At 70.2% G+C, this 23,702-nt stretch carries 19 protein-coding genes; 10 read left to right on the forward strand and 9 right to left on the reverse strand.

The genetic code is table 11. The features are described 5' to 3' along the window. Positions 1–106: 106 nt before the first annotated feature. The 5 genes from AC0VY3_RS09145 to AC0VY3_RS09165 all read right to left on the reverse strand — a co-directional run bounded on the left by AC0VY3_RS09145 (position 107) and on the right by AC0VY3_RS09165 (position 3,972). The gene (locus AC0VY3_RS09145) at positions 107–643 is read right to left on the reverse strand and encodes a GNAT family N-acetyltransferase (protein WP_050495592.1); all 537 of its coding nucleotides are present in this window, start codon (positions 641–643) and stop codon (positions 107–109) included. Positions 644–656: 13 nt separating this feature from the next. Beyond that, the gene (locus AC0VY3_RS09150; protein WP_406224132.1) at positions 657–1,382 is read right to left on the reverse strand and encodes a lasso peptide biosynthesis B2 protein; all 726 of its coding nucleotides are present in this window, start codon (positions 1,380–1,382) and stop codon (positions 657–659) included. Beyond that, positions 1,375–3,192, reverse strand: coding sequence for an albusnodin/ikarugamycin family macrolactam cyclase (locus AC0VY3_RS09155; RefSeq protein WP_475549381.1), 1,818 nt, complete (start codon positions 3,190–3,192; stop codon positions 1,375–1,377). Before AC0VY3_RS09155 ends, AC0VY3_RS09150 begins: the two co-directional genes overlap by 8 nt. 68 nt (positions 3,193–3,260) lie before the next feature. Continuing rightward, positions 3,261–3,395, reverse strand: a complete 135-nt coding sequence (locus AC0VY3_RS09160; RefSeq protein ID WP_107057946.1) for an albusnodin family lasso peptide — start codon at positions 3,393–3,395, stop codon at positions 3,261–3,263. A 79-nt stretch (positions 3,396–3,474) separates the two neighbouring features. Further along, a complete protein-coding gene (locus AC0VY3_RS09165) occupies positions 3,475–3,972 on the reverse strand; it encodes an ATP-binding protein (protein ID WP_475549382.1) in 498 nt (165 codons plus the stop codon). 247 nt (positions 3,973–4,219) lie between these two features. On the opposite strand from AC0VY3_RS09165, the gene AC0VY3_RS09170 reads away from it, so the two are divergent. Next, entirely contained in the window at positions 4,220–5,497 is a 1,278-nt protein-coding gene (locus AC0VY3_RS09170; RefSeq protein ID WP_475549383.1) for a twin-arginine translocation signal domain-containing protein, read from the forward strand. Between the two features lie 31 nt (positions 5,498–5,528). On the opposite strand, the gene AC0VY3_RS09175 is transcribed toward AC0VY3_RS09170, so the two are convergent. Beyond that, positions 5,529–6,128, reverse strand: coding sequence for an acyl-CoA-like ligand-binding transcription factor (locus tag AC0VY3_RS09175; protein WP_137232798.1), 600 nt, complete (start codon positions 6,126–6,128; stop codon positions 5,529–5,531). 163 nt (positions 6,129–6,291) lie between these two features. Here AC0VY3_RS09175 and AC0VY3_RS09180 point away from each other — a divergent pair, with 163 nt between their 5' ends. Together AC0VY3_RS09180 and AC0VY3_RS09185 are read left to right on the forward strand one after the other, a co-directional pair. Then, positions 6,292–7,842, forward strand: a complete 1,551-nt coding sequence (locus tag AC0VY3_RS09180; protein ID WP_475549384.1) for an MDR family MFS transporter — start codon at positions 6,292–6,294, stop codon at positions 7,840–7,842. A gap of 257 nt (positions 7,843–8,099) precedes the next feature. Next, entirely contained in the window at positions 8,100–8,927 is an 828-nt protein-coding gene (locus AC0VY3_RS09185) for a putative protein N(5)-glutamine methyltransferase (protein WP_103509055.1), read from the forward strand. On the opposite strand, the gene AC0VY3_RS09190 is transcribed toward AC0VY3_RS09185, so the two are convergent. Further along, entirely contained in the window at positions 8,912–9,448 is a 537-nt protein-coding gene (locus tag AC0VY3_RS09190; protein WP_475549385.1) for a pyridoxamine 5'-phosphate oxidase family protein, read from the reverse strand. The two genes, AC0VY3_RS09185 and AC0VY3_RS09190, sit on opposite strands and share 16 nt — an antisense overlap. Positions 9,449–9,618: 170 nt before the next feature. Here AC0VY3_RS09190 and AC0VY3_RS09195 point away from each other — a divergent pair, with 170 nt between their 5' ends. Then, positions 9,619–12,615: a bifunctional [glutamine synthetase] adenylyltransferase/[glutamine synthetase]-adenylyl-L-tyrosine phosphorylase gene (locus tag AC0VY3_RS09195; RefSeq protein ID WP_475549386.1), complete on the forward strand. Its 2,997-nt coding sequence runs from the start codon at positions 9,619–9,621 to the stop codon at positions 12,613–12,615. Positions 12,616–12,931: 316 nt separating this feature from the next. Here AC0VY3_RS09195 and AC0VY3_RS09200 read toward each other — a convergent pair whose 3' ends face one another. Both AC0VY3_RS09200 and AC0VY3_RS09205 read right to left on the reverse strand, forming a co-directional pair. Beyond that, positions 12,932–13,942 (reverse strand): phosphatase PAP2 family protein, encoded by a 1,011-nt coding sequence (locus AC0VY3_RS09200; RefSeq protein ID WP_475549387.1) that lies wholly within the window; start codon positions 13,940–13,942, stop codon positions 12,932–12,934. A 76-nt stretch (positions 13,943–14,018) separates the two neighbouring features. Continuing rightward, complete coding sequence (locus AC0VY3_RS09205) at positions 14,019–15,062, reverse strand: LacI family DNA-binding transcriptional regulator (protein ID WP_103509059.1); 1,044 nt, start codon at positions 15,060–15,062, stop codon at positions 14,019–14,021. Between the two features lie 365 nt (positions 15,063–15,427). Between AC0VY3_RS09205 and AC0VY3_RS09210 the strand changes: the two genes are divergently transcribed. The 6 genes from AC0VY3_RS09210 to AC0VY3_RS09235 all read left to right on the forward strand — a co-directional run bounded on the left by AC0VY3_RS09210 (position 15,428) and on the right by AC0VY3_RS09235 (position 23,637). Next, positions 15,428–16,699: an extracellular solute-binding protein gene (locus AC0VY3_RS09210; protein WP_475549388.1), complete on the forward strand. Its 1,272-nt coding sequence runs from the start codon at positions 15,428–15,430 to the stop codon at positions 16,697–16,699. A gap of 19 nt (positions 16,700–16,718) precedes the next feature. After that, the gene (locus AC0VY3_RS09215) at positions 16,719–17,738 is read left to right on the forward strand and encodes a carbohydrate ABC transporter permease (RefSeq protein WP_103509061.1); all 1,020 of its coding nucleotides are present in this window, start codon (positions 16,719–16,721) and stop codon (positions 17,736–17,738) included. Then, positions 17,735–18,613, forward strand: coding sequence for a sugar ABC transporter permease (locus tag AC0VY3_RS09220; RefSeq protein WP_065489316.1), 879 nt, complete (start codon positions 17,735–17,737; stop codon positions 18,611–18,613). Before AC0VY3_RS09215 ends, AC0VY3_RS09220 begins: the two co-directional genes overlap by 4 nt. A 108-nt stretch (positions 18,614–18,721) precedes the next feature. Then, on the forward strand, positions 18,722–20,398 hold the full coding sequence (locus tag AC0VY3_RS09225) for a glycoside hydrolase family 13 protein (protein WP_103509062.1): 1,677 nt from the start codon (positions 18,722–18,724) through the stop codon (positions 20,396–20,398). After that, positions 20,383–21,444 (forward strand): LacI family DNA-binding transcriptional regulator, encoded by a 1,062-nt coding sequence (locus AC0VY3_RS09230; protein ID WP_181010863.1) that lies wholly within the window; start codon positions 20,383–20,385, stop codon positions 21,442–21,444. The genes AC0VY3_RS09225 and AC0VY3_RS09230 overlap by 16 nt, the downstream gene beginning before the upstream one ends. Positions 21,445–21,903: 459 nt before the next feature. Then, positions 21,904–23,637, forward strand: coding sequence for a carbohydrate-binding module family 20 domain-containing protein (locus AC0VY3_RS09235; protein WP_475549389.1), 1,734 nt, complete (start codon positions 21,904–21,906; stop codon positions 23,635–23,637). Positions 23,638–23,702 lie beyond the last annotated feature (65 nt).

A 23,702-nucleotide genomic window follows, 5' to 3' on the forward strand; every position in this document is an offset into this window, starting at 1 on the left:
GGCGTTGATGCCGGGCTCCCTTCGGGTCCGGCATCTTCGGTCGTCCGTGAGCCGGACCCGTAACTCGTAACCCGTTGTCCGTAACCGCGCGCCCGGCTTCGGCGGGTCAGGCCGTGATGACCGACGGTCCGGTGAACTCCGATGCCAGCGCGTCCATCAGGAGTTCATCGCACACCGTCCCCAGCCAATAGCCCGCCTCGCGGAGGGTTCCCGCGGTGCGGAAGCCGGCCTTCTCGTAGGCGCGCACACCCGCCTTGTTGGGGGCGAGGACCTTGAGCCAGACCATCCGCAGGTTGGTGATGTGGAACGCGTAGTCGAGGACCAGCCGGGTGGCGACCGTGCCCAGTCCGCGTCCGCGTGCCTCGGGGGCGAGCATCACGACGTACTCCGCCGTGCGTACGGACGGGTCGGGCAGCAGCGTGGCCACACCCGCCGGTACCGGACTGCCGGTGGCGAGGTCGTACACGGTGAAGCGGATGTTGTCCCCGCGCAGTTGATGGGCGATGCCCTCCGTGCGCGACTCCAGGGACACCGGCTGCTGGCGTCCGTAGCCGACCAGGAGTGCCGGGTCCTGTTCCCAACGCCAGTACGTCTCCACCAGGTCCGCTCGATACGGGCCGAGCGCACAGGTGTCGGTGCCGATCCAGAGAACGGGTTCAGAGGCGGTGCTGATGGCGGGCTCCGATGGTCAGCGCTGGTGTGTACGCGAGGGTCGAGGGCGGTTCGGCGACCGAAGCCCCGTCCACAGTCTGCACCCAGGCGTGCAGTCGGACAGGGTCCGCGGCGATTCCATGACACCAGACGACGGAGAGCCGTCGGGTCGCGAGCAGGAGCGTGGCAGCGACCGATTCTTCCAGGCAGGCAGTTCTTACGGGCGCATGCCACGCGGAACGGCGAACGGCCTGCACTGCCTCCGCTGCCTCTGTGGGAGAAGCCGGTCGACGCGTCGTGGAGGAGGACGCCCGCAGAGCCACGATGAGCCGGTTCATCGCCCGCTTCCTATTACCGGACCGCTTGATAGCCCATGTTGCGGCGAGAGCAGCGGCTGCCTTCGCGCTGAAGGGGCCGGTTCCCCGTGTGAGCCCCGCCGGATGCTCGGCCCCGCCCCAACTTGCCGGAGGAGCTGGTGCCGAGAGCGGCATGTCCCATGGCGTGTGCTTCTGCGTGGGGGACAGAACTCCTGTGCGGATCAGGTGGGCCGCCAGTGGTGGCGGCATTGCGGTGAGCCGACCGGATCGGGCCGCCTCCTGCCAGTGAGCCGCGCTCTTCGGCAGCAGACACTGCACATGGCCGGTCCGGTAGTCGATGAGAACCAGGACGTGGGGGAAGGCGACGGCACGGACGTGCCGGGAGGCGTGAGCGAACGGCGAAACGTCAGTCATGACACGGTCCCGCAGGCGTGGAGGTCCACACGGGCTCAGGTTCTCGAGCGTGCGCCACCAGCCAGGCCTCGGCGCTGAGAGCCTGCTCGAGAGTGGCCAGAGGCATGGGCACGCCGGCTGCAGCCTGGCCCAGGGACGGAACCAGATGTGCGGCATCGATCAGCCCCATTTCTGCAAGGTGCCCGTGTGCCAGTTCAAGGAGTTCGGGCATGTTGGCCCGGAGGCCTGCGTAGTGGTCCGCGTCGAAGCTGCCTTTGGCCTGCCGGTTTGCGACGGTACGAGGTAATAGACCAGCCATCGCCTTGCCCAGAAGCGGTTTGTAGGAGTGGAGAGGGGGACGCAGGTCGATGGGCGTCCGGAGTACGGCGTCCACGACCAACGGGTCGAGGAAAGGGTTGTTGAGATCGATCCCCGAGGCCGCGGCCAGTTCGGCGTCCGCGGCAGCGGTGCGTGCGACTTCGCGGACCTCGTCCACCAGCGTGCGTACCGAGGCGTCGAGGCCAGGCATCCCGTCCGGGGCCGAGGCGGCTCGGAGCGCGCTGGCGCTCAGCAGGGCAGGCGCGGCGGCACCGGCCCACGAGGGATGGGGCATCAGGGGAAACCAGCCGACCCTTCCATCGTCGCTGCGTCGCCTTCCACCGATGGAATCGACGAGTTCGGATAGGGCGCGAGCGCGGGCCGTCCGTGAGACGAGGACAGCGTCGCGCACGAAGGGTACGGGAGACGCGCGGCGCAGCCTGGCCCAGCCGAATGCCTCGCTCACGGCACGCCTGATGCGGCCGTGGCGGACGAGGTCGGCAAGGTGGACGGGTGGCTGGAAGAACAGGCTGTCGCCGCCGTCGCCCGTCATGTGGGTGCGGGTTCCGCATTCCTGCCGCAACCAGCGGAACTGCCCCATGAGCCGGGCCTGCGTGATCGTGGAGGGAGCCGGTTCGTCGGTCGCCGGAACGGCAGACATCGCGGTGTACGGCAGGTGCTTCGCCGACATCGCCAGCAGACGGTGATTGATCCGCCCGGAGTACGCATGGGCTGCCTGGCGTGCGTAGCGCAGGTCCGCGCCCGCGGTGTCGCCCTCGGGATGGATCGTGATGGCGTTGAGCCGCATGCCGTACGGGAGAGCGACAGCGGCGAGAGCAGCGACAGAGGTGGAGTCGAGTCCGCCTGAGAGGTCACAGGAGACCCCTGGATCCGACACGACTCTTTCGGTGACGGATGTGAAGAGCGCCGTGCGCAGATGCTCTGCGGGTGGTCGAGACTCGTCCGGATCTGGAATCCACGCTGTTGTTGTCCGAGGGGCGCTTCCGTCGACCGGCAGAACGATCCGGCACCCTGGTGGGAGTTGTTCGACACCCGCGAAGAATGTTCGTCCCTCGCAGAGCGCGGGAACCGACGGCAGGAAGATCGAGCAGGCGAGGCGTTCCACGTCCACCGTGGCACGAGTGAGTGAGGCCAGAGCCCGGGCTGAGCTGGACCATACCCACCCGTCGTCGTGGCCGACGAGATAGATGGGGCGAGCGGAGGCCGGGTCGGTATGGATCACGACGGCTTCTTCGGATTCCTCGATGACCGTGTAGGTGCCTGGCCACCTCCAGGCGACGTCCTCGGGCAGCGCCGGACTCAGGCGGTGCAGATCGGATTCCTTCGCTCCGCACCGCCCCAGGATGAGCACCTGTCGCCGATCGCCGGGACTGGTCACCGACCGGACCGGAACGGCACCGAGCGCCCAGGTGTGGAGCCGCGAAGAGAGATGGCGAGATCCCGCGGGTCGGAATCCCGGTCGGGAAGGGAAACCGCTACCACCGAAGATCATGTTCAGAATTCCAGAGTCGAGGTCAACCCGTGGGTGCGGGCGCTGGGGCCCGCACCCACGAGAAAGAATCAGCTGTTGTAGGCGCGGCGCTTGTCCTCGCTCTGGCCGCCGCCCTGACCCTCGGTGAGCACGGTCGCTTCACCGATCTCGACAGGGAGCAGGTCGTTCTCGTCGGTGTTCTCCGCGATCTGAAGTGGGTTCATGACGTTCTCCTTCTGTTGGGCGATGGGTGACTTGACGCCGGGCTGAACGGACCGGGTCGGGTGTGAGGAACGTGATCTGTCAGCGGTCGCTGACAACCGTCAGGACCCCGGGCCCCGTACGGACGAGAGGCCGGAGCACGTTGAGGAACCGCTGGACGACGGCTTGCGATGCGCAACGAAGGTCGAGGGACCGTCGCTTGGCCGATGGCTCCATGGGCAGGGCCAGCTCTGCCCAGACCCGCTTGCCCCGCGAGGTGTTCTCGGCTCCGCAGGCGATCGACAGGTGCTCGACGAGCACCATGCCCCGGCCGCTTTCGGAGCCAAGGCTTGGGCGGCGGAACCGGGGCAGAACCGGGGAGCTGTCGTGGACTTCGATCAAGAGCCTGCCTCGGCCGATGTCCGCACGCACGGTCACCGTGAGCAGATAGCCGGCTCCGTGAGACACGGCGTTGGTGACCAGTTCCGAGACCACCGTGGTCATAGCCAGGTGGCTGTCCTCGTCCTTGGGCAGGCGCCAGGCGCTGACGAGGGCGAGCAGCCGCCGACGGCTGATCGCCGCCGAAGTGTCGGCGCGCACCAAGTAGAAGCTTTGGCAGCTCACATGCCTCACGAGAATCCCTTTCGTCGGAACACGCCCTGGACTCGAATGGGATGCCCACACTCGGGAAAGGCTTGTTCCATCCGGTCGTTACGCCTGCTGGTGTTTACTCAACTCCGTTACGGGACAACAGTCGTGGGCCATCCAGTGGTGCAAATTCCTGCCAAGGGGCCGCTTTGGGGGGCCAGAACTCGACATGACACTTCCAGGAGCTTGGAGGACGGGCATGATGGCGCCGGAAGGCATCGGGGCACTGCTGAGGGGAAGCCGCGAAGCAGCTGGCCTGACGCGTGAAGAACAAGCGTCGGTGTTACAAGCGGCTCAGGGCGGAAAGTGGTTCGACCCGGAGAATTTGAAGCGCTGGGAGACCGAGCGGCGCCTGCCCACGCCGATCTGGCACGCACTGCTCGCCGAGTGCTACGGCAGGTCCACGGAGGAAATCGTTCGTGCCGTCGTGGCCAGCCGACGCCATCGAAGGCTCTATCGGCTGATTGATCAAGAAAAGAGGGAGGAGGGCTCGGTAGTGGACCGACGGAAGTTTCTCGGCGTGGCAGCGGCGGCTACGGGAATGGCGGGGGTGCCGGACATCTCGGAGGCGCGGCAGGGGATCAATGCGGGCCTGTCCGCCTCGGACGGCAGCGATCTCGCCTATTTGAACGGGGCATTCGAACGTCATCGCGGTGGATACCGGGGGCGTCCGCCCCATGAAGTGCTGGAGCAGATGAAATCCGACCTCGACCTGCTGCGGGAGCTTCTCGGACGCCCTCACCCGGCTGCGGTGCGCAAAGACCTGGCGCGCACGGCCGCCGGCATCACCGGCTTGGTGGCTGTCATCCAGCATGATCGGGGCGAGCAGCGGGACGCGGTCGGCTGGTTCGCCACGGCCGAGCAGGCCGCTCGCGAGTCCGGCGATCGCCACATGCTCGCCTGGGTACTCAGTCGGCACGCGATGGTGCCGCTGAACTACGGAGCCCCGAACGCCGCCGCTGTGATGGCCATGCGAGCCCGAGCCGAAGCCGGCCGGTCTCCGAGTGCTGCCGCTGCTCTGGCTGCGGCCGTGACTGCGAGGTCACTCGCCTCCGTCGGAGACCGGGAGGGCGCGCTGCGAGCGGTCGGTGACGCCCGCGCCACCGCCGCGCGACTCGATTCGGCGCAGGAGGCCGATACCTGGTTCGGCTACCCGCCGCAGAAGCACCACGTGCACCTTTCCCAGGCGTTCACGCTCATGGAGCGGACCCGCGAGGCGTACGCCGAGCAGGAGTCCGCACTCGCGCTCACCAAGGCCCCGTCCGTCATGACTCGCGCGCTGGTCGCCGTCGATGGTGCGGCCTGTGTCCGGGCGGACGGCGATCCGGCCACTGCGGCCGGCCTCGCCCTCGATGTCTGGCGTCAGCTTCCCCCTGCCTACCGGGGCGGCTTGGTCCGCTCCAGGGTCGAGTCGTTGTGCCAGTCACTTCCCGGGCGTACGGGGAACACGTTGCGCGAGGCGCTGGTCAGCTGCTGAGGCCTCGCGGGGAAGGTCAGACCCCCCATCCTTATACGAACCCCCGCCCCATCTCGTCCAGGATCTCGTCGATCACCGCCGCAGGCTCCCGTGCCAGGTCCTCCTCGATCCACATGCGCATCGCGATCCGGAGCGAGGACAGGAAGCCCGCCGCCAGGACGATCGGGCGGACAGGGGCGGATGACGGGCCCGGGCGGGCGGCCACCGCTTCGGCCAGGTCGCGTTCGAGGGTGGCGTGGTTGGCCAGCTGGCGGGCCAGGAGGGAGGGGTGGCGCATCGCCAGGCGGGTGCGTACCGCCCATTCGCGTTCCGGTGGTGCCACGCGTTCCGCGAACTGGGCCACCGCCGCGCGCAGGGCCGGCCAGGCGGGTTCGTCGGTGGGGCGGTCGCGGACCGTGCGGACCAGGGCCCTGATCTGCTGTTCCTCGCCGTAGAGGAGGGCGTCCTCCTTGTTGGTGAAGTAGTTGGAGAACGTCCGGCGGGAGATTCCGGCCGCGTCCGCCACCGCCTCGACCGTCACGTGGTCGAAGCCGTGTTCCACCGTCAGGCGCAGGGTCGCCTCGTGCACGGCCTGTCGGGTGGCTTCCTTCTTGCGTTCCCGGAGGCCCGGTCCCGCGGTGCTGCTGTCCATGGGGGCATTATCCCCCGGGTCCGAGATTGTTGCTCAGTGGGCAAAATTGCGCAGTGTGCATGTATGGTGAAGTCTTCTCCCTCCCGTACCGGCGTCGCGCGCGGACCACCCCGTGGCCACCGCCACGTACGGGCCTCTCGTACGAACTTTCCGGAGGTTGCGCGTGAGCGCAGCAGACACCGCCGCCCCGGCCGGGGCCCCCGCCGCCGCACCCATGGACCACCGCCACGTCCTGCGGGCCCTGAGCGGGCTGCTCATCGTCCTGTTCGTGGCGATGATCAGCAGCACCGTGGTCTCGGTCGCCCTCCCGCAGATCATCGGGTCCCTCGACGGCACGCAGTCGCAGTACACCTGGGTCGTCACCGCGACCCTGCTGGCCTCCACGGCCTCCACCCCGATCTGGGGCAAGCTCGCCGACCTGTTCAGCAAGAAGCTGCTGCTCCAGATAGCTATCGGCCTTTTTGTCGTCTCGTCCGTCGCCTGCGGGTTTGCCCGGTCCACCGAGCAACTCATCGCGTTCCGCGCCGTCCAGGGGCTCGGCATGGGCGCCCTCCAGGTGCTCGTGCAGGTGATCATCGCCGCGATGATCAGCCCGAAGGAGCGCGGCCGCTACAACGGTTACCTCGGCGGTGTCATGGCCGTCGCCACCGTCGGCGGGCCACTGCTCGGCGGGTTCATCACCGATGCCACCTGGCTCGGCTGGCGCTGGTGCTTCTTCATCGCCGTGCCCTTCACGCTGCTCGCCTCCGTGATGCTCGCCCGCACCCTGCACCTCGTCGAGGTCCGCCGGCCCGACACCAAGGTCGACTACCTCGGCGCCTCCCTCATCGCCGCCGGGGTCAGCCTTCTGCTCCTCTGGGTCACCTTCGTCGGTGACGACTTCGGCTGGCTCTCCTGGCAGAGCGGACTGATGGTCGGGGGCAGTGTCGTCATTCTGGCGGCAGCCGTTCTTGTCGAGGCGCGCGTCAAGGAGCCGGTCGTTCCGCTGCACGTCGTCCGCCGCCGGGACCCCGCCCTCGCCATCGTCGCCAGCCTCGCCGTCGGCATGGCCATGTTCGGCGGTGCGGTCTTCCTCGGGCAGTACTTCCAGATCGGACGCGGCTACTCGCCTACCGAGGCAGGGCTCCTCACCATTCCGCTGATGGCGGGCGTGCTCGTCTCCTCCACCGTCGCCGGACGCCTCGTGTCGAAGACCGGCAAGGTCAAGCCGTTCATCGTCGCCGGTGTGGTCGTGCTCGCCCTCGGTTTCCTCGGGCTCTCCTTCATCGATCACCGGACCTCGCTCGTCCTGGTGTCGGCCGGCATGCTCGCTGTCGGCGCCGGGGTCGGCATGTCGATGCAGAACCTGGTGCTCGTCCTCCAGAACACCGTTCCGCTCAGCGAGATCGGCGCGGCCAGCGGGGCCATCACGTTCTTCCGCTCCCTCGGCGGCACCATGGGCGTCTCCGTGCTCGGCGCGGTCCTCGCCCACCAGGTCGCGAACAGGATCGCCGACGGGCTGACGAAGCTGGGCATCGATCCGGCGGCCTCCGGATCCGGCGGATCCACCCTCAACGTCGCCGCCATGCCGCCCCAGGTCCAGGACGTCGTCCGGGCCGCGTACGGGGAGGCCACCGGGCACATCTTCCTCATCTCGGCCGGCATCGCCGTGGTCGGTGTCATCGCCTCACTGTTCCTGACACCCACCAAGCTGCGGGACAGCGTGGATCTCTGAGCCACCCGTACGGCTCGTACCGCCCGCTCTCGCGCCCTCGTACGGGTGCGGAAGCGGGCTGTTGTACTGTTGCGACCCCCGTACGCCACGGGGAACGATGAGATCGACCGAGGAGGTGAGACCCATTACCGCTGGATCAGGCTGGGTGCTCACCCCGCGCGATCACATCGGACGGCCGGCAGCACCAGCAGCAGCTGACCGGACGGTCTAGGACGATCGCGGAGCGCCCATCGGTTTTCCCGAAAGGCTTCGCTCGTATGCCGGTTCACCCCGCTGTCTCCCTCTCCACCACCTTCTTCGCCTCCACCGTCGTCGCCCTCCGTCGCGCCGGCTGCGTCTTCGCCGAGGACGAGGCCCGACTCCTCCACGAGGCCGCCGCCTCCCCGGACGAACTGTCCGCCCTCGTCGAGCGCCGCGCCGCCGGGCTGCCCCTCGAACACGTCCTGGGCTGGGCGGAGTTCCACGGCCGCCGCTATGCCGTGGACCCCGGCGTCTTCGTGCCCCGCCGCCGTACGGAGTTCCTGGTGGCGCAGGCCGCCGCCCTCGCGCCCCGCCGGGCCGTCGTCGTCGACCTCTGCTGCGGGTCCGGCGCGCTCGGCGTCGCCCTCGCCGCCGCGTCGGAGGCCGCCGAACTGCACGCCTGCGACGTCGAACCCGCCGCCGTGCGCTGCGCCCGGCGCAACGTCGGCGAGCTGGGGCGGGTGCATGAGGGCGATCTCTTCGCTCCTCTTCCCGCCGCCCTGCGCGGCCGGGTCGACGTGCTGCTGGCCAACGTCCCCTACGTCCCCACCGACGACGTCGAGCTGCTGCCCGCCGAGGCCCGCGTCCACGAACCGCGCGTCGCCCTGGACGGGGGCGGCGACGGCCTCGACGTCATGCGCCGGGTCGCCGCCGAAGCGCCCGAATGGCTCGCGCCCGGCGGGAGCCTGCTGGTGGAGGCGAGCGAGCGGCAGCGGGACACGGCGGTCGGGGTCCTGCGCGCCGCCGGGCTGAGCCCGCGGGTCCTGGTCTCCGAGGAGCTGTACGCCACCGTCCTCGTCGGGACGGCGGCGAACAGCTCCTCGGAGGATCACCCGAAGCGGTAGCGCGTCTGGCTGTACGGCTCCCCCTTGCCGAAGCCGAAGGCCGTACGGGGGTGGACCGCGAACACGTGGGCGTGGCCCGCCTCCGCCTGGACGAAGCTGCCGTCCTCGACGTCGAAGTGCCAGTCCGCGCCGTACTTCGCCTCCCACCCCCGGGCCAGGGCGGTCAGCCGCTCGTGGTCCGTCACCCGGTCCGCCCGGCCCTCCACCACGATGTCGAAGCCGGAGTCCAGGGTGTTCGCGCCCGTCGTCAGGACCACCTCGGGGTTGGCCGCCAGATTGTGTGCCTTGCGCTCCTGCGGGCCCGTGCAGAAGTGGAGGGCGCCGTCGGACCAGATGCCGATCAGCGGGGTGACATGGGGGCGGCCGTCCGGGCGGACCGTGGACAGCCAGTACAGCGGGGCATCGGTGAGCACGGCGGCCGCCTCCGGCCACGGGCGGACCGTGGCGCCCTCGCTGCTGTAGCCGGAGTGCAGCTCGGTCGCCGGGAGACGGGCGGGCTGGGGGCGCTCGGTCGTGGACATGGTTCCTCCGGGAGGGCGTCAAGGGGTGCCGTCAGGTGCTTTCCCCGTAGGTGGACTCCGCCCCCGCCCCGAATTCATCGGCACAGGACTAGGCTCGGAGTGCTGTGACGCCGGCAGACGAAGCGGCCGAGCAGTTACGCAGATCGGTTCGGGCGGCGGGAGAGCGTGCAATGACGACGGTGCCGGGGCGCAGGAGCAGTACGTTCACCCGGTTGCTGCGGCACGGATTCACCGACCCGTCCGCCGCCGAGCAGCTCCTCGACCTGGACGAGCTCGCCTCCGTACGGTCGGATCCGGTCCTCCTGGAGGCGCTCGGGGCCACCGCCGACCCGGATCTGGCCCTGCGCGGACTGGTCCGGATCGTGGAGGCCGAGGCGGCGGACGAGCGGCAGGTGCTGCTCGACACCCTCGTCACCGCCAAACCCCTGCGCGACCGGCTCCTCGGGGTGCTCGGTGCGTCGGAGGCGCTCGGCGACCATCTGGCCCGGCACCCGCGCGACTGGCAGGCGCTCGTCACGTACGAGGCGATCGACCTGCACCCCGGGGTCGCCGAGTTCGAGCGGGGGCTCGCCGACGCGGTCGACCCGGACTCGCTGCGGGTCGCCTACCGCCGGTGCCTGCTCACCCTCGCCGCCCGGGACGTGTGCGGCACCACCGACCTCGCCCAGACCGCCGCCGAACTGGCCGACCTCGCCACCGCCACCCTGCGCGCCGCGCTCGCCATCGCCCGCACGGCCGCGCCCGAGGACGCCGCGCAGTGCCGGCTCGCCGTCGTCGCGATGGGCAAGTGCGGCGGGCGGGAGCTGAACTACGTCTCCGACGTCGACGTGATCTTCGTCGGGGAGGCGCGCGACGGGGGCGACGAGACCAAGGCCATGCAGGCCGCCACCCGGCTGGCCGCCCACATGATGCGGATCTGCTCCGAGACCACCGCCGAGGGCACCATCTGGGAGGTCGACGCCAACCTCCGCCCCGAGGGGCGCAACGGGCCACTGGTGCGCACCCTCAGCTCGCACCTCGCCTACTACCAGCGCTGGGCCAAGACCTGGGAGTTCCAGGCCCTGTTGAAGGCCCGCGCGGTGGCCGGCGACCCCGAGCTGGGCGCGGAGTACGTCGAGGCGGTGTCGCCGCTCGTGTGGGGCGCCGCCGACCGGGAGAACTTCGTCCCCGACGTACAGAAGATGCGCCGCCGCGTCGTCGACAACATCCCCGCCGACCGCATCGAGCGGGAGCTGAAGCTCGGACCCGGCGGCCTGCGGGACGTCGAATTCGCGGTCCAGCTGCTCCAGTTGGTGCACGGCCGCAGTGACGCCTCGCTGCACAGCGGCTCCACCCTGGAGGCGCTGCGGGCGCTCGCCGAGGGCGGTTACGTCGGACGCGCGGACGCCGCACAGCTCGACGAGGCGTACCGCTTCCTGCGCTCGATGGAGCACCGGATCCAGCTCTACCGGATGCGCCGCACCCACCTCGTCCCCGAGGACGAGGCGGATCTGCGGCGGCTCGGCCGGTCGCTCGGGATGCGTACCGACCCGGTGGCCGAGCTGAACAAGGCCTGGAAGAGGCATGCCTCCGTCGTGCGGCGGCTGCACGAGAAGATCTTCTACCGGCCGCTGCTGGACGCCGTCGCCCAGCTGGCCCCCGCCGAGTCCCGGCTCAGCGCGAAGGCCGCGGCCCACCGCCTGGAGGCCCTCGGGTACGCCGACCCGGCCGCCGCTCTGCGGCACCTGGAGGCCCTCTCCTCCGGGGTCTCCCGCAAGGCCGCCATCCAGCGCACCCTGCTGCCGGTGCTGCTCGGCTGGTTCGCGGACTCCGCCGACCCGGACGCCGGGCTCCTCGGCTTCCGGAAGGTGTCCGACGCGCTCGGCAAGACCCCGTGGTACCTGCGGCTCCTGCGGGACGAGGGCGCGGCCGCGGAGAACCTCGCCCGGGTCCTCTCCGCCGGCCGCCTCGCCCCGGACCTGCTCATGCGGGCCCCGGAGGCGGTGGCGATCCTCGGCGACCCGGAAGGGCTCACGCCCCGCACCCGGGCCCACCTGGACCAGGAGGTGCTGGCCGCGGTGGGGCGGGCCGGGGACGCGGAGTCGGCCGTCGCGGTGGTGCGCGGGGTGCGCCGGCGCGAGCTGTTCCGTACGACGGCCGCCGACCTGATCGGCTCGTACGGCACCGAGGACAGCCCCGCCGAGCAGGACCACGGGGCGCTCGTCGACCGCGTCGGCTCGGCCGTCACCGACCTCAACGCCGCCACCATCGCGGGCGCGCTGCGGGCCGCCGTCCGCGAGCGGTGGGGCGACACGCTGCCGACCCGGTTCGCCGTCATCGGCATGGGCCGCTTCGGCGGGCACGAGCTGGGCTACGGCTCCGACGCGGACGTCCTCTTCGTCCATCAGCCGCGCGAGGGCGTGAGTGACGAGGAGGCGGGGCGGGCGGCGAACGCGGTCGTGGGCGAGATGCGGAGGCTGCTCCAACTGCCGACCGCCGACCCTCCGTTGCTCATCGACGCCGATCTGCGGCCGGAGGGCAGGACCGGGCCGATGGTGCGCACGCTCGCGTCGTACGAGGCCTACTACCGGCGCTGGTCGCTGGTCTGGGAGAGCCAGGCGCTGCTGCGGGCCGAACCGGTGGCAGGCGACGCGGAGTTGGGGCGCGCGTTCATCGAGCTCGCCGATCCGCTGCGGTATCCGATGGAAGGGCTCGGCGAGGACGCCGTACGCGAGATCCGTCGGCTCAAGGCGCGGATGGAGTCCGAGCGGATACCGCGCGGCGCGGACCCCACGCTCCACGCGAAGCTGGGGCGGGGCGGGCTGAGCGATGTCGAGTGGACCGTGCAGCTGATGCAGATGCGGCACGGGTGGGCGGAGCCGGGGCTGCGGACGACGCGGACGCGCGAGGCGCTGGCCGCCGCGTGTGCGGCAGGGCTGATTCCGGCGGAGGACGCGGAGACGCTGGACGAGGCGTGGGTGCTGGCCACGCGGGTGCGCAACGCGGTGATGCTGGTGCGGGGGCGGCCGGGCGACACGTTTCCGTCCGAGGCGCGGGAGATGACGGCGGTGGGGCGGTACCTGGGGTACGAGCCGGGGCATGTCGGGGACATGTTGGACGACTACCGGCGGATTACTCGGAGGGCTCGGGCGGTGGTGGAGGAGCGGTTCTACGGGGCGGCGTCCTAGGCGTTCGCCCCGGGGCGGAGCCCCGGAGCCCCTCGGGGCTCCGCCCCGGACCCCGCACCTCGAACGCCGGAGGGGCTGGATCGCCGGTTGCCGCGCGACCCGGGCGAGGCCGGGGGCGCGGCGTCAGCGGGTGTCGTACCGGTGGCGTGCGACTCACAGGGATGTCTGGGGGGACAGGGGGTACCCCCCCCGGGGCATCCCCTACGGGCACCGAGCGGGCTTGCCCTCTCGCAGCCCGGGGGGTCGCTTCATGGGACGACGCCCGCCGGTCCTCGGTGAGGTGTCGGCCCACCTGGAGTCGGCGAGGACCTGCTGCTTACGACCTGCGCGCCCCGGCCGCTTCCGCCTCGGGCGCCTCCGCCTCCGGTGCGGGTCCCGGCGTGGATTCCCGTACGGACTTCGGCTCCGACTCCGGCTCCGGTTCCGACGCCGGGCGTGGCAGTCTGGCGGCGCGCAGTCCGGTCAGCCGGCTCTTCCCGTCGCCGGACCCGGCGGGCACCCACTTCGGCAGCCGGTGCGGCAGCGAGCCGTACCAGGCGCGGGAGACCGCGTAACCGAACGCGAGGCAGGCCATGCCGCCCACCGCGTCCAGCCAGAAGTGGTTGGCGGTGGCCACGATGACCACGAGGGTGAGCGTCGGGTAGAGCAGGCCCAGAATGCGGGCCCAGGGCGCCGAGGCCAGGGCGAAGATCGTCAGGCCGCACCAGAGCGACCAGCCGATGTGCATCGACGGCATCGCCGCGTACTGGTTCGACATGTTCTTGAAGTTGCCCGACGCCATCGAGCCCCACGTCTGGTGCACCAGCACGGTGTCGACGAAGTTCGCGCCGTTCATCAGACGGGGTGGCGCCAGGGGGTAGAGGTAGTACCCGAGCAGGGCCACCGCCGTCGTCGCGAAGAGGACGAGTCGCGTTGCCGCGTACCGGCCCGGGTGGCGGCGGAACAGCCAGACGAGGACGCCGATGGTCACGACGAAATGCAGCGTCGCGTAGTAGTAGTTCATCGACACGATCAGCCATGTCACGGAATTGGCCGCGTGATTGACCGTTTCCTCGAAGGCGAGACCGAGCGTCTTCTCCGCCGACCAGATCCAGTCCGCGTTGCGCAGGGCCGCCGCCTTCTGCTCCGGAACGGCATTGCGCACGAGTGAATACAGCCAGTAACTGACCGCGATGAGCAGGATCTCGAACCAGAGCCGGGGACGCCGGGGCAGCCGCAGCGAGCGGAAGCGGGCGGACCAGCCGGCCTCGGCCGTCCGGTCGGCCACGATGGGTGAAGGACCGGCCGTCGACCGGCCTTCCTGTGCTGTCACCTGTGTTTCACCCATAGGCAGAGAGTCTTCCATAGAGATTCCCCTGCCCCCGATCATCCTCCGGTCGGGTTCGGGTCGCACATCCTGCGCCTCAAGGACGAGGCGGGGACCCTGAGCCGCCTGCGGGTCCGGCGGCCGTCGAGCCGCGAACCACCAGCTCGGGCATGAAGACGAACTCGCTGTGCGGGGCCGGTGTTCCGCCGATCTCCTCCAGGAGCGTGCGCACCGCGGCCTGGCCCATGGCCGTCACCGGCTGCCGGACCGTCGTCAGCGGCGGGTCCGTGAACGCTATGAGCGCCGAGTCGTCGTAGCCCACGACCGACAGATCGCGCGGCACGTCCTTCGAAAGCCGGCGGGCCGCCCGGATCGCCCCGAGCGCCATCATGTCGCTCGCGCACACGACCGCCGTGCAGCCGCGCTCCATCAGGGCGGAGGCGGCCGCCTGACCGCCCTCCAAGGTGTACAGCGAGTGCTCGATCAGCTCCTCCACCTCGTCCGGGGCGAGGCCCAGCTGCTCCCGCATCGTGGCGTGGAAGCCCTCGATCTTGCGGAGTACCGGAACGAAGCGCTTGGGGCCGAGCGCGAGGCCGATGCGCTGGTGGCCGAGAGCCACCAGATGCGTCACCGCGAGGCGCATCGCCGCCCGGTCGTCGGGCGAGATGAACGGTGCCTGCACCTTGGCCGAGAAGCCGTTCATCAGGACGAAGGGGACGCCCTGGCCGCGCAGTTGCTCGTAGCGCTGCACATCGGCCGAGGTGTCCGCGTGCAGCCCGGAGACGAAGATGATGCCGGAGACGCCCCGGTCCACCAGCATTTCGGTGAGTTCGTCCTCGGTGGAGCCGCCGGGGGTCTGGGTCGCCAGCACCGGGGTGTAGCCCTGCCGGGTCAGCGCCTGGCCGATGACCTGCGCCAGCGCCGGGAAGATCGGGTTCTCCAGCTCCGGGGTGATGAGGCCGACCAGCCCCGCGCTGCGCCTGCGCAGTCGCACCGGGCGCTCGTACCCCAGGACGTCGAGCGCCGCGAGGACGGATTCGCGGGTGGTCGCCGCGACTCCGGGCTTGCCGTTCAGGACTCGGCTGACCGTCGCTTCACTGACCCCCGCCTGAGTTGCGATATCGGCAAGCCGTGCGGTCATGGGATGGGACTGTACCGGGCCCGTGTCGGATTGCCCACCGTGCGCGGGGTGGTGCGGAGGCACCGCAGCGTGGCTGTCGGGGAGGTCTTCGGCTGGCTTTCCGGCAACGTCTTGCAAGGACTTGCGGCGGATCGCGGACTGCGGTCAGATCGTCGCACTGCGGATATGCCGTGTCGTGTCTGCCTCTGCCAGGGATGAACGACCGCCGTCAAGGGGCTTGACGGCAACCTTGAGGACACGCGAATGTAACGATCGCCAAGGCTTGCAGAAATCCTCCGCAAGGTCTTTCGGTCGTCTTTCATCCTTGTTACGTTCACGTCGACCCGGCGCCGCGACGGAGCGGTACGGCAGTTGAAGGAGTTCAGATGCGACGTGGCATAACGGCCACCGCCCTGGTCGCGGCCCTGGCGCTCGCGGCGACCGCCTGCGGCAGTGACGACGAGTCCGGCGGCAGCAAGAGCTCGGGCGAGCTCTCCGGCACCGTGACCTGGTGGGACACCTCCAGCGTCGGCAGCGAGGACAAGGTCTTCAAGAAGCTGGCCGAGGGCTTCGAGAAGAAGCACCCGAAGGTCGACGTCAAGTACGTCAACGTGCCCTTCGGCGAGGCGCAGAACAAGTTCAAGAACGCCGCCCAGGCAGGCGACGGCGCGCCCGACGTGATCCGTTCCGAGGTCGCCTGGACGCCGGACTTCGCCAACCTCGGCTACCTGGCCCCGCTGGACGGCACCGCCGCCCTGAAGAACCAGGACGACTTCCTCAAGCAGGCCGTCGCGTCCACCAAGTACGAGGACAAGACCTTCGCCGTCCCGCAGGTCATCGACTCCATGGGCATCTTCTACAACAAGAAGATGTTCAAGGAGGCCGGTGTCGAGGCGCCCGCGAACCTGGACGACCTCAAGACCGTCGCCAAGAAGATCAAGGACAAGACCGGCAAGACCGGCCTCTACCTCCGCGGCGACGACCCGTACTACTTCCTCTCCTTCCTGTACGGCGAGGGCGGCGACATGGTCGACGCCTCCTCCAAGAGCATCACCATCGACAAGCCCGAGGGCGTCAAGGCGTTCAAGGCGGTCAAGGAACTGGTCGACGACGGCACCGCGAAGACGGACGCCTCGGACGGCTGGGAGAACATGATGCAGTCGTTCAAGAACGGCGACGTCGCGATGATGATCAACGGCCCCTGGGCCGTCGCCGACACCCTGACCGGAAGTGAGTTCACGGACAAGGACAACCTGGGCGTCGCCCCGGTCCCGGCCGGCTCCGCCGCCCAGGGCGCCCCGCAGGGCGGCCACAACCTCGCCGTCTACGCGGGCTCCAAGAACCTCGAGGCCTCCTACGCCTTCGTCGAGTACATGACGTCCGTGGACAGCCAGGCCACCGCCGCCGGCGAGCTGAACCTGCTGCCGACCCGCACCTCCGCGTACGCCAAGAAGGAAGCGGTCGACAGCGAGATCGTCGGCTTCTTCAAGCCGGTCGTCGAGACCGCCGTCGAGCGTCCCTGGATCCCCGAGGGCGGCAGCCTCTTCGAGCCGCTGCGCGTCGAGTACACCAAGGTCCTCACCGGCCAGACCACGCCGGAGAAGGCCGCCAAGTCCACCGGCGACTCCTACCGCAAGCTCCTCGAGGGCTGGAAGTAACAGGAAGGTTGGCCGACTGATGGCTGTCCACACCAGCCAGTCGGTGGTGAAGGCCGCGGGCGAGAACACCGCCCGCGGCCGGAGCCGCGGTACTGGCACCCCACCGCCGACCCCCGGCCGCCTGAGGCGGGCGCTGTCGGTCCACTGGTACGCCTGGGCCATGGTCGCCCCGGTCGTCGTGGTGATCGGCGTGATCATCGGCTACCCGCTGGTCCGCGGCATCTACCTCTCGATGACCGACGCCGACGAGCGCAACGTCGCCCGCTCCATCGGCGTCAACGAGATCCCCGCCACCTACGAGTTCGTCGGCGCGGACAACTACGTCGACGCGCTGACCGGCTCGCAGTTCCTCGGCACGCTCGGCTGGACGCTGGTGTGGACCGTCTCCTGCGTGAGCATCACGTTCGTCCTCGGCATGGCCCTGGCGAACATCCTCAACCGCCGCATCGCCGGCCGCTCCGCCTACCGCATGGCCCTCATCCTGCCCTGGGCCATCCCCGGCTTCGTCTCCGTCTTCGCCTGGCGCTTCCTCTACAACGAGGAGCGCGGCCTGCTCAACAAGATCCTCGGTGGCGCCGGCATCGACGCCGTCCCGTGGCTCAACGACCCGACCTGGGCCAAGTTCGCGGTCATCGCCGTCAACGTCTGGCTCGGCGTCCCGTTCATGATGGTGGCCCTCCTCGGCGGACTCCAGTCCATCCCCTCCGAGCAGTACGAAGCGGCCGAGATGGACGGCGCGACCGCCTGGCAGCGCTTCCGCCACATCACGCTCCCCGGACTGCGCCCGGTCTCCACCACGGTGGTCCTGCTCTCCACCATCTGGACCTTCAACATGTTCCCGGTGATCTTCCTGCTGACCCGCGGCGGACCCGGTGAGGCGACCCAGATCCTGGTGACCCAGGCGTACAAGTTCTCCTTCGAGATCAGCCCGCGCGACTACGCGCAGTCCTCCACGTGGGGCGTGCTGATCCTCGCACTCCTGATGGTCTTCGCCGTCGTCTACCGGCGGGTCCTGCGCTCCCAGGGAGACAACTGGTGACCACCGCGACCGACACCCCCGCCCGGCACGCCGTCCGCAAGGTCCGCCTGCGCGGCGAGCGCTCCCCGCTCGCCTCCGTGGCCCTGCACCTGACCCTGATCGTCGCCTCGGTGATCGCGGTCTTCCCGGTGCTGTGGGTCCTGCTGACCTCGCTCAAGCCCGCGAAGTACGCGACCACCACGGACTTCTTCCGCGAGACGACGCTCGTCAACTACACGAACCTGATCCGCGACACCGAGTTCCTCAACTGGTTCGCCAACTCCGTGATCATCTCCGCGCTCTCCACCGTGATCGGCGTCTTCGTCGCCGCCACCACCGGATACGCGGTCAGCCGCTTCCGCTTCCCCGGCAAGCGCGGGCTGATGTGGACGCTGCTCATCACCCAGATGTTCCCGGTCGCCGTCCTCATCGTGCCGATCTACAACATCATGTCGACCCTCGGACTGCTCAACCAGCCCACCGGTCTCGTCATCACCTACCTCACCATCTCGGTGCCGTTCTGCGCCTGGATGATGAAGGGCTTCTTCGACACCATCCCGCGCGAGATCGACGAGTCGGGCGAGGTCGACGGCCTCACCCCGTTCGGCACCTTCTTCCGGCTCATCCTGCCGCTGGCCAAGCCGGGCCTCGCCGTCACCGCGTTCTACTCCTTCATCACCGCCTGGGGCGAAGTCGCCTACGCCTCCGCCTTCCTGGTCGGCGACGAGAACCTCACCCTGGCCGGCGGACTCCAGAAGTTCGTCAACCAGTACGGAGCCCAGTGGGGCCCCATGACCGCGGCCTCCGTCCTCATCGCCATCCCGGCCGCCCTGGTGTTCCTCTTCGCCCAGAAGCACCTCGTCACCGGCATGTCCGCCGGAGCCGTCAAGGGCTGAGCACCTCCCGGACCCCAGCACCCGCACGCACCACCGCACCCGTCACGGCGGCGCCGGAACCGGACCCGGACCCGGCGCCGCTCCCCACCCAGACACCTCAGGGACGACATGACCCAGCATCTCGCTGCCCCCTCCACCGGCACGTCCGACGGCGCCCCGGGCCACCGCACCGGCTGGTGGCAGGACGCGGTGATCTACCAGGTCTACCCGCGGAGCTTCGCCGACGGCAACGGCGACGGCATGGGCGACCTCCCCGGCGTCACCGCCCGCCTGCCCCACCTGAAGGACCTGGGCGTCGACGCGGTCTGGCTGAGCCCCTTCTACGCCTCCCCGCAGGCCGACGCCGGCTACGACGTCTCCGACTACCGGGCCATCGACCCGATGTTCGGCAATCTGCTGGACGCCGACGCGCTGATCCGCGAGGCCCACGGCCTGGGCCTGCGCGTCATCGTCGACCTGGTCCCCAACCACTCCTCCGACCAGCACGAGTGGTTCAAGCGCGCCCTGGCCGAGGGCCCCGGCTCCGCCCTGCGCGAGCGCTACCACTTCCGCCCCGGAAAGGGCGCCGACGGCGAACTCCCGCCCAACGACTGGGAGTCCATCTTCGGCGGCCCCGCCTGGACCCGTACGGTCGACCCGGACGGCACCCCCGGCGACTGGTACCTCCACCTCTTCGCCCCCGAGCAGCCCGACTTCAACTGGGAGCACCCGGCCGTCGCCGACGAGTTCCGCTCCATCCTGCGCTTCTGGCTCGACATGGGCGTCGACGGCTTCCGCGTCGACGTCGCCCACGGCCTCGTCAAGGCCGAGGGCCTGCCCGACCTCGGCACCCACGACCAGCTCAAGCTGCTCGGCAACGACGTCATGCCGTTCTTCGACCAGGACGGCGTCCACGCGATCTACCGCAGCTGGCGCACCATCCTCGACGAGTACCCGGGCGAGAGGATCGCCGTCGCCGAGGCCTGGACGCCCACCGCCGAGCGCACCGCCAACTACGTGCGCCCCGACGAGATGCACCAGGCGTTCAACTTCCCGTACCTGGCCACCGCCTGGGACGCCGCCGAACTCCGCAAGGTCATCGACTCCTCGCTCGACGCCATGCGCCCGGTCGGCGCGCCCACCACCTGGGTGCTCTCCAACCACGACGTCACCCGGCACACCACCCGGTTCGCCAACCCGGCGGGGCTCGGCACCCAGATCCGTACCCCCGGCGACCGCGAGCTGGGCCTGCGCCGGGCCCGCGCCGCCTCGCTGCTGATGCTCGCCCTGCCCGGCTCCGCCTACGTCTACCAGGGCGAGGAGCTCGGCCTGCCCGACGTCACCGACCTGCCCGACGAGGCCCGCCAGGACCCCTCGTTCTTCCGCGCCGCGGGCCAGGACGGCTTCCGCGACGGCTGCCGCGTCCCGATCCCGTGGACCCGCGAGGGCACCTCGTACGGCTTCGGCGACGGCGGCAGCTGGCTCCCGCAGCCGGCCGGCTGGGGCGAGCTGTCCGTCGAGGCGCAGACCGGCGTGGAGGGCTCCACCCTGGAGCTGTACCGCGCCGCGATCGCCGCCCGCCGTGACCACCCGGGCCTTGGCGCGGGCACCGGCGTCGAGTGGCTGGACGCCCCCGAAGGCGTCCTCGCCTTCGCCCGCCCGGGCTTCGTCTGCACCGTCAACACCACCGCCGCCCCGGTCCGCGTCGCCGCCCGCGGCCAGGTGCTGCTCGCCAGCTCCCCGGTCACCGTGGACGGCGCCGAGGCCGAGCTGCCCGCCGACACCACGGTCTGGTGGACGGTGTGACACTGCCGTCGCCCAGGATCACGGCCGCGCCCCGCCTCTCCGACATCGCCGGACAGGCGGCGGTCAGCGAGGCGACGGTCAGCCGGGTCCTGAACGGGAAGCAGGGCGTCGCGGACTCCACGCGTCAGCGGGTGCTCGCGGCGCTCGACATCCTGGGCTACGAGCGGCCCGTACGGCTGCGGCAGCGCAGCGCCGGACTGATCGGCCTGGTGACGCCCGAACTCACCAACCCGATCTTCCCGGCGTTCGCGCAGTCCGTCGAACAGGTGCTGGCCGGACACGGCTACACCCCCGTGCTCTGCACCCAGGTGCCCGGCGGGGCCACCGAGGACGAACTCGTCGAGCAGCTGGTGGAGCGGGGCGTCGGCGGCATCGTCTTCCTGTCCGGGCTGCACGCGGACACCTCCGCCGACCCGGAACGGTATGCCGCGCTCACCGAGCGCGGCATACCGTTCGTCCTGATCAACGGCTACAACGAGCGCATCAGCGCCCCCTTCTTCTCGCCCGATGACAACGCTGCCGTACGGATGGCCCTCGGTCATCTCGCCGACCTCGGCCACCGCCGGATCGGCCTGGCCATCGGCCCGCAGCGCTACGTCCCCTCCCGCCGCAAACGCGACGGGTTCGTGGAGGCGGCCGTCTCGGTGCTCGGCATGGACCGGCCGGAGGCCGAATCACTGGTCTGCTCCACCCTGTTCAGCGTCGAGGGCGGCCAGGTGGCGGCCGGCGCCCTGCTGGACGCGGGCTGCACGGGCATCGTCTGCGGCAGTGACCTGATGGCCCTCGGCGTGGTGCGCGCCGCCCGGGGGAGGGGCCTGGAGGTGCCGCGCGACGTCTCGGTCGTGGGCTTCGACGACTCGCCGTTCATCGCGTTCACGGACCCGCCGCTGACGACGGTGCGCCAGCCCGTGCAGGCGATGGCGGCGGCCGCCGTGGGCGCGCTGCTGGAGGAGATAGGCGGAAACCCGGTGCAGCGCACGGAGTACGTCTTCCAGCCGGAGCTGGTCGTCCGGGGCTCGACGGCGGCGGTGCGCACCCAGGGCTGACGAGCCCCGGGGACACGGGAAGCAGGGGAAGCACGCACAGGAGAGGCACCAGGAGTCGGCCCAGGAAGGGCCGGCGGGGAGTTGTAGCGACTCCGGGTGCCTCTCTTGTCGTGACCGGCCCGGCCGGCCGGGCGCGTGGGGTCCGCCACCGCGTGAGCGACGCCGGAACCCCCGGCCGACCGGACCGGAGTCGGATGAAACGTAACAGGCGCGCAATATCTTGCGAAAGACCTTGCAGCAAGAAATCGAGCGGATGTCAGGAAGAGAACGCCGTTGTTTCACGGATGTGAGCGGCTGATGTCCAAAGGGTTGACCGGTGCCTGGCGGGCTCGTACGGTCTGCGCTGCGGCAAGGTTTGCATTCTTGCAGCAAGAACCTTCAGGAGCCTTGAGGGCATGGCGCGTTGCCGGCTGAGGCTGCACCGTCACCCGCGTTTCCCCCACCCGCAGGAGGAAAGACATGGCACGCAGACCCCTGTCTGTCGCGCTCGCCCTCGTGGCCGGCGCCGCCGCCCTCGTCATCCCCACCGGATTCGGCGCCGCGTCACCCGCGCAGGCCGCCGCTCCGGGCGACAAGGACGTCACCGCCGTGATGTTCGAGTGGAAGTTCGCCTCCATCGCCAAGGCCTGCACGGACACCCTCGGTCCGGCGGGCTACGGCTACGTCCAGGTCTCGCCGCCCCAGGAGCACATCCAGGGCGGCCAGTGGTGGACGTCCTACCAGCCCGTCAGCTACAAGATCGCCGGCCGCCTCGGTGACCGTGCCGCCTTCTCCGCCATGGTCAACACGTGTCACTCGGCGGGCGTGAAGGTCGTCGCGGACGCCGTCATCAACCACATGGCGGCGGGCAACGGCACCGGCACCGGCGGCTCCACGTACACCAAGTACGACTACCCGGGCATCTACTCCGGCGCCGACATGGACGACTGCCGGTCCCAGATCAGCAACTACAACGACCGTGCCAACGTCCAGAACTGCGAACTGGTCGGCCTCGCCGACCTGGACACCGGTGAGGACTACGTACGCGGCAGGATCGCCGGCTACCTGAACGACCTGCTCTCGCTCGGCGTCGACGGATTCCGCATCGACGCCGCCAAGCACATGCCCGCCGGCGACCTGGCCGACATCAAGTCCCGGCTGAGCAACCCGAACGTCTACTGGAAGCAGGAGGCGATCCACGGGGCGGGCGAGGCCGTCTCGCCCTCGGAGTACCTCGGCACCGGCGACGTCCAGGAGTTCCGTTACGGGCGGAGCCTCAAGCAGGTCTTCCTCAACGAGAACCTCGCCCACCTGAAGAACTTCGGCGAGGGCTGGGGCTTCATGGAGTCCGGCAGGTCCGGCGTCTTCGTCGACAACCACGACACCGAGCGCGGCGGCGACACCCTCACCTACAAGAACGGCTCCGCCTACACCCTCGCCAACGTCTTCATGCTGGCCTACCCCTACGGCTCCCCGGACGTCCACTCCGGCTACGAGTTCGGCGACCACGACGCCGGACCGCCCAACGGCGGCCAGGTGAACGCCTGCTACACCGACGGCTGGAAGTGCCAGCACGCCTGGCGCGAGATCTCCTCCATGGTCGGTTTCCGCAACGCGGCACGCGGTCAGGCCGTGAGCGACTGGTGGGACAACGGCGGCGACCAGATCGCCTTCGGCCGGGGCAGCAAGGCGTACGTCGCCATCAACCACGAGAGCTCCGCGCTGAACCGGACCTTCCAGACCTCGCTGCCCGCAGGCGACTACTGCGACGTCCAGTCCGGCAACGGCGTCACGGTCGACGGCTCCGGCCGGTTCACCGCCACCGTCCCGGCCGGCACCGCCGTCGCCCTGCACGTGCATGCCCGTACGTGCTCCTCAGGCGGCGGCACGAACCCCGGCCCGGGCCCCGGTGACGGCTCCTCCGGCGCCACCTTCGGGGTCAACGCCACCACCCAGCCCGGCCAGAACATCCACGTCACCGGCGACCAGGCGGCCCTCGGCAACTGGAACCCGGCGAACGCGCCGAAGCTCGACCCCGCCGCGTACCCCGTGTGGAAGCTCGACGTGGCCCTGCCCGCCGGGACCACGTTCGCGTACAAGTACGTCCGCAAGGACGGCAACGGCAACGTCACCTGGGAGAGCGGGGCGAACCGCACCGCGACCGTCCCGGCCTCCGGGAAGGTCACGCTGACCGCCGACGTCTGGCGCGGCTGACCCGTACCCCCTTCTCCGCGGGCCGGTGGCAGCGCCACCGGCCCGCAGCCCACCCTCCTGACACC

The organism is Streptomyces sp. iso_384 (assembly GCF_056172905.1).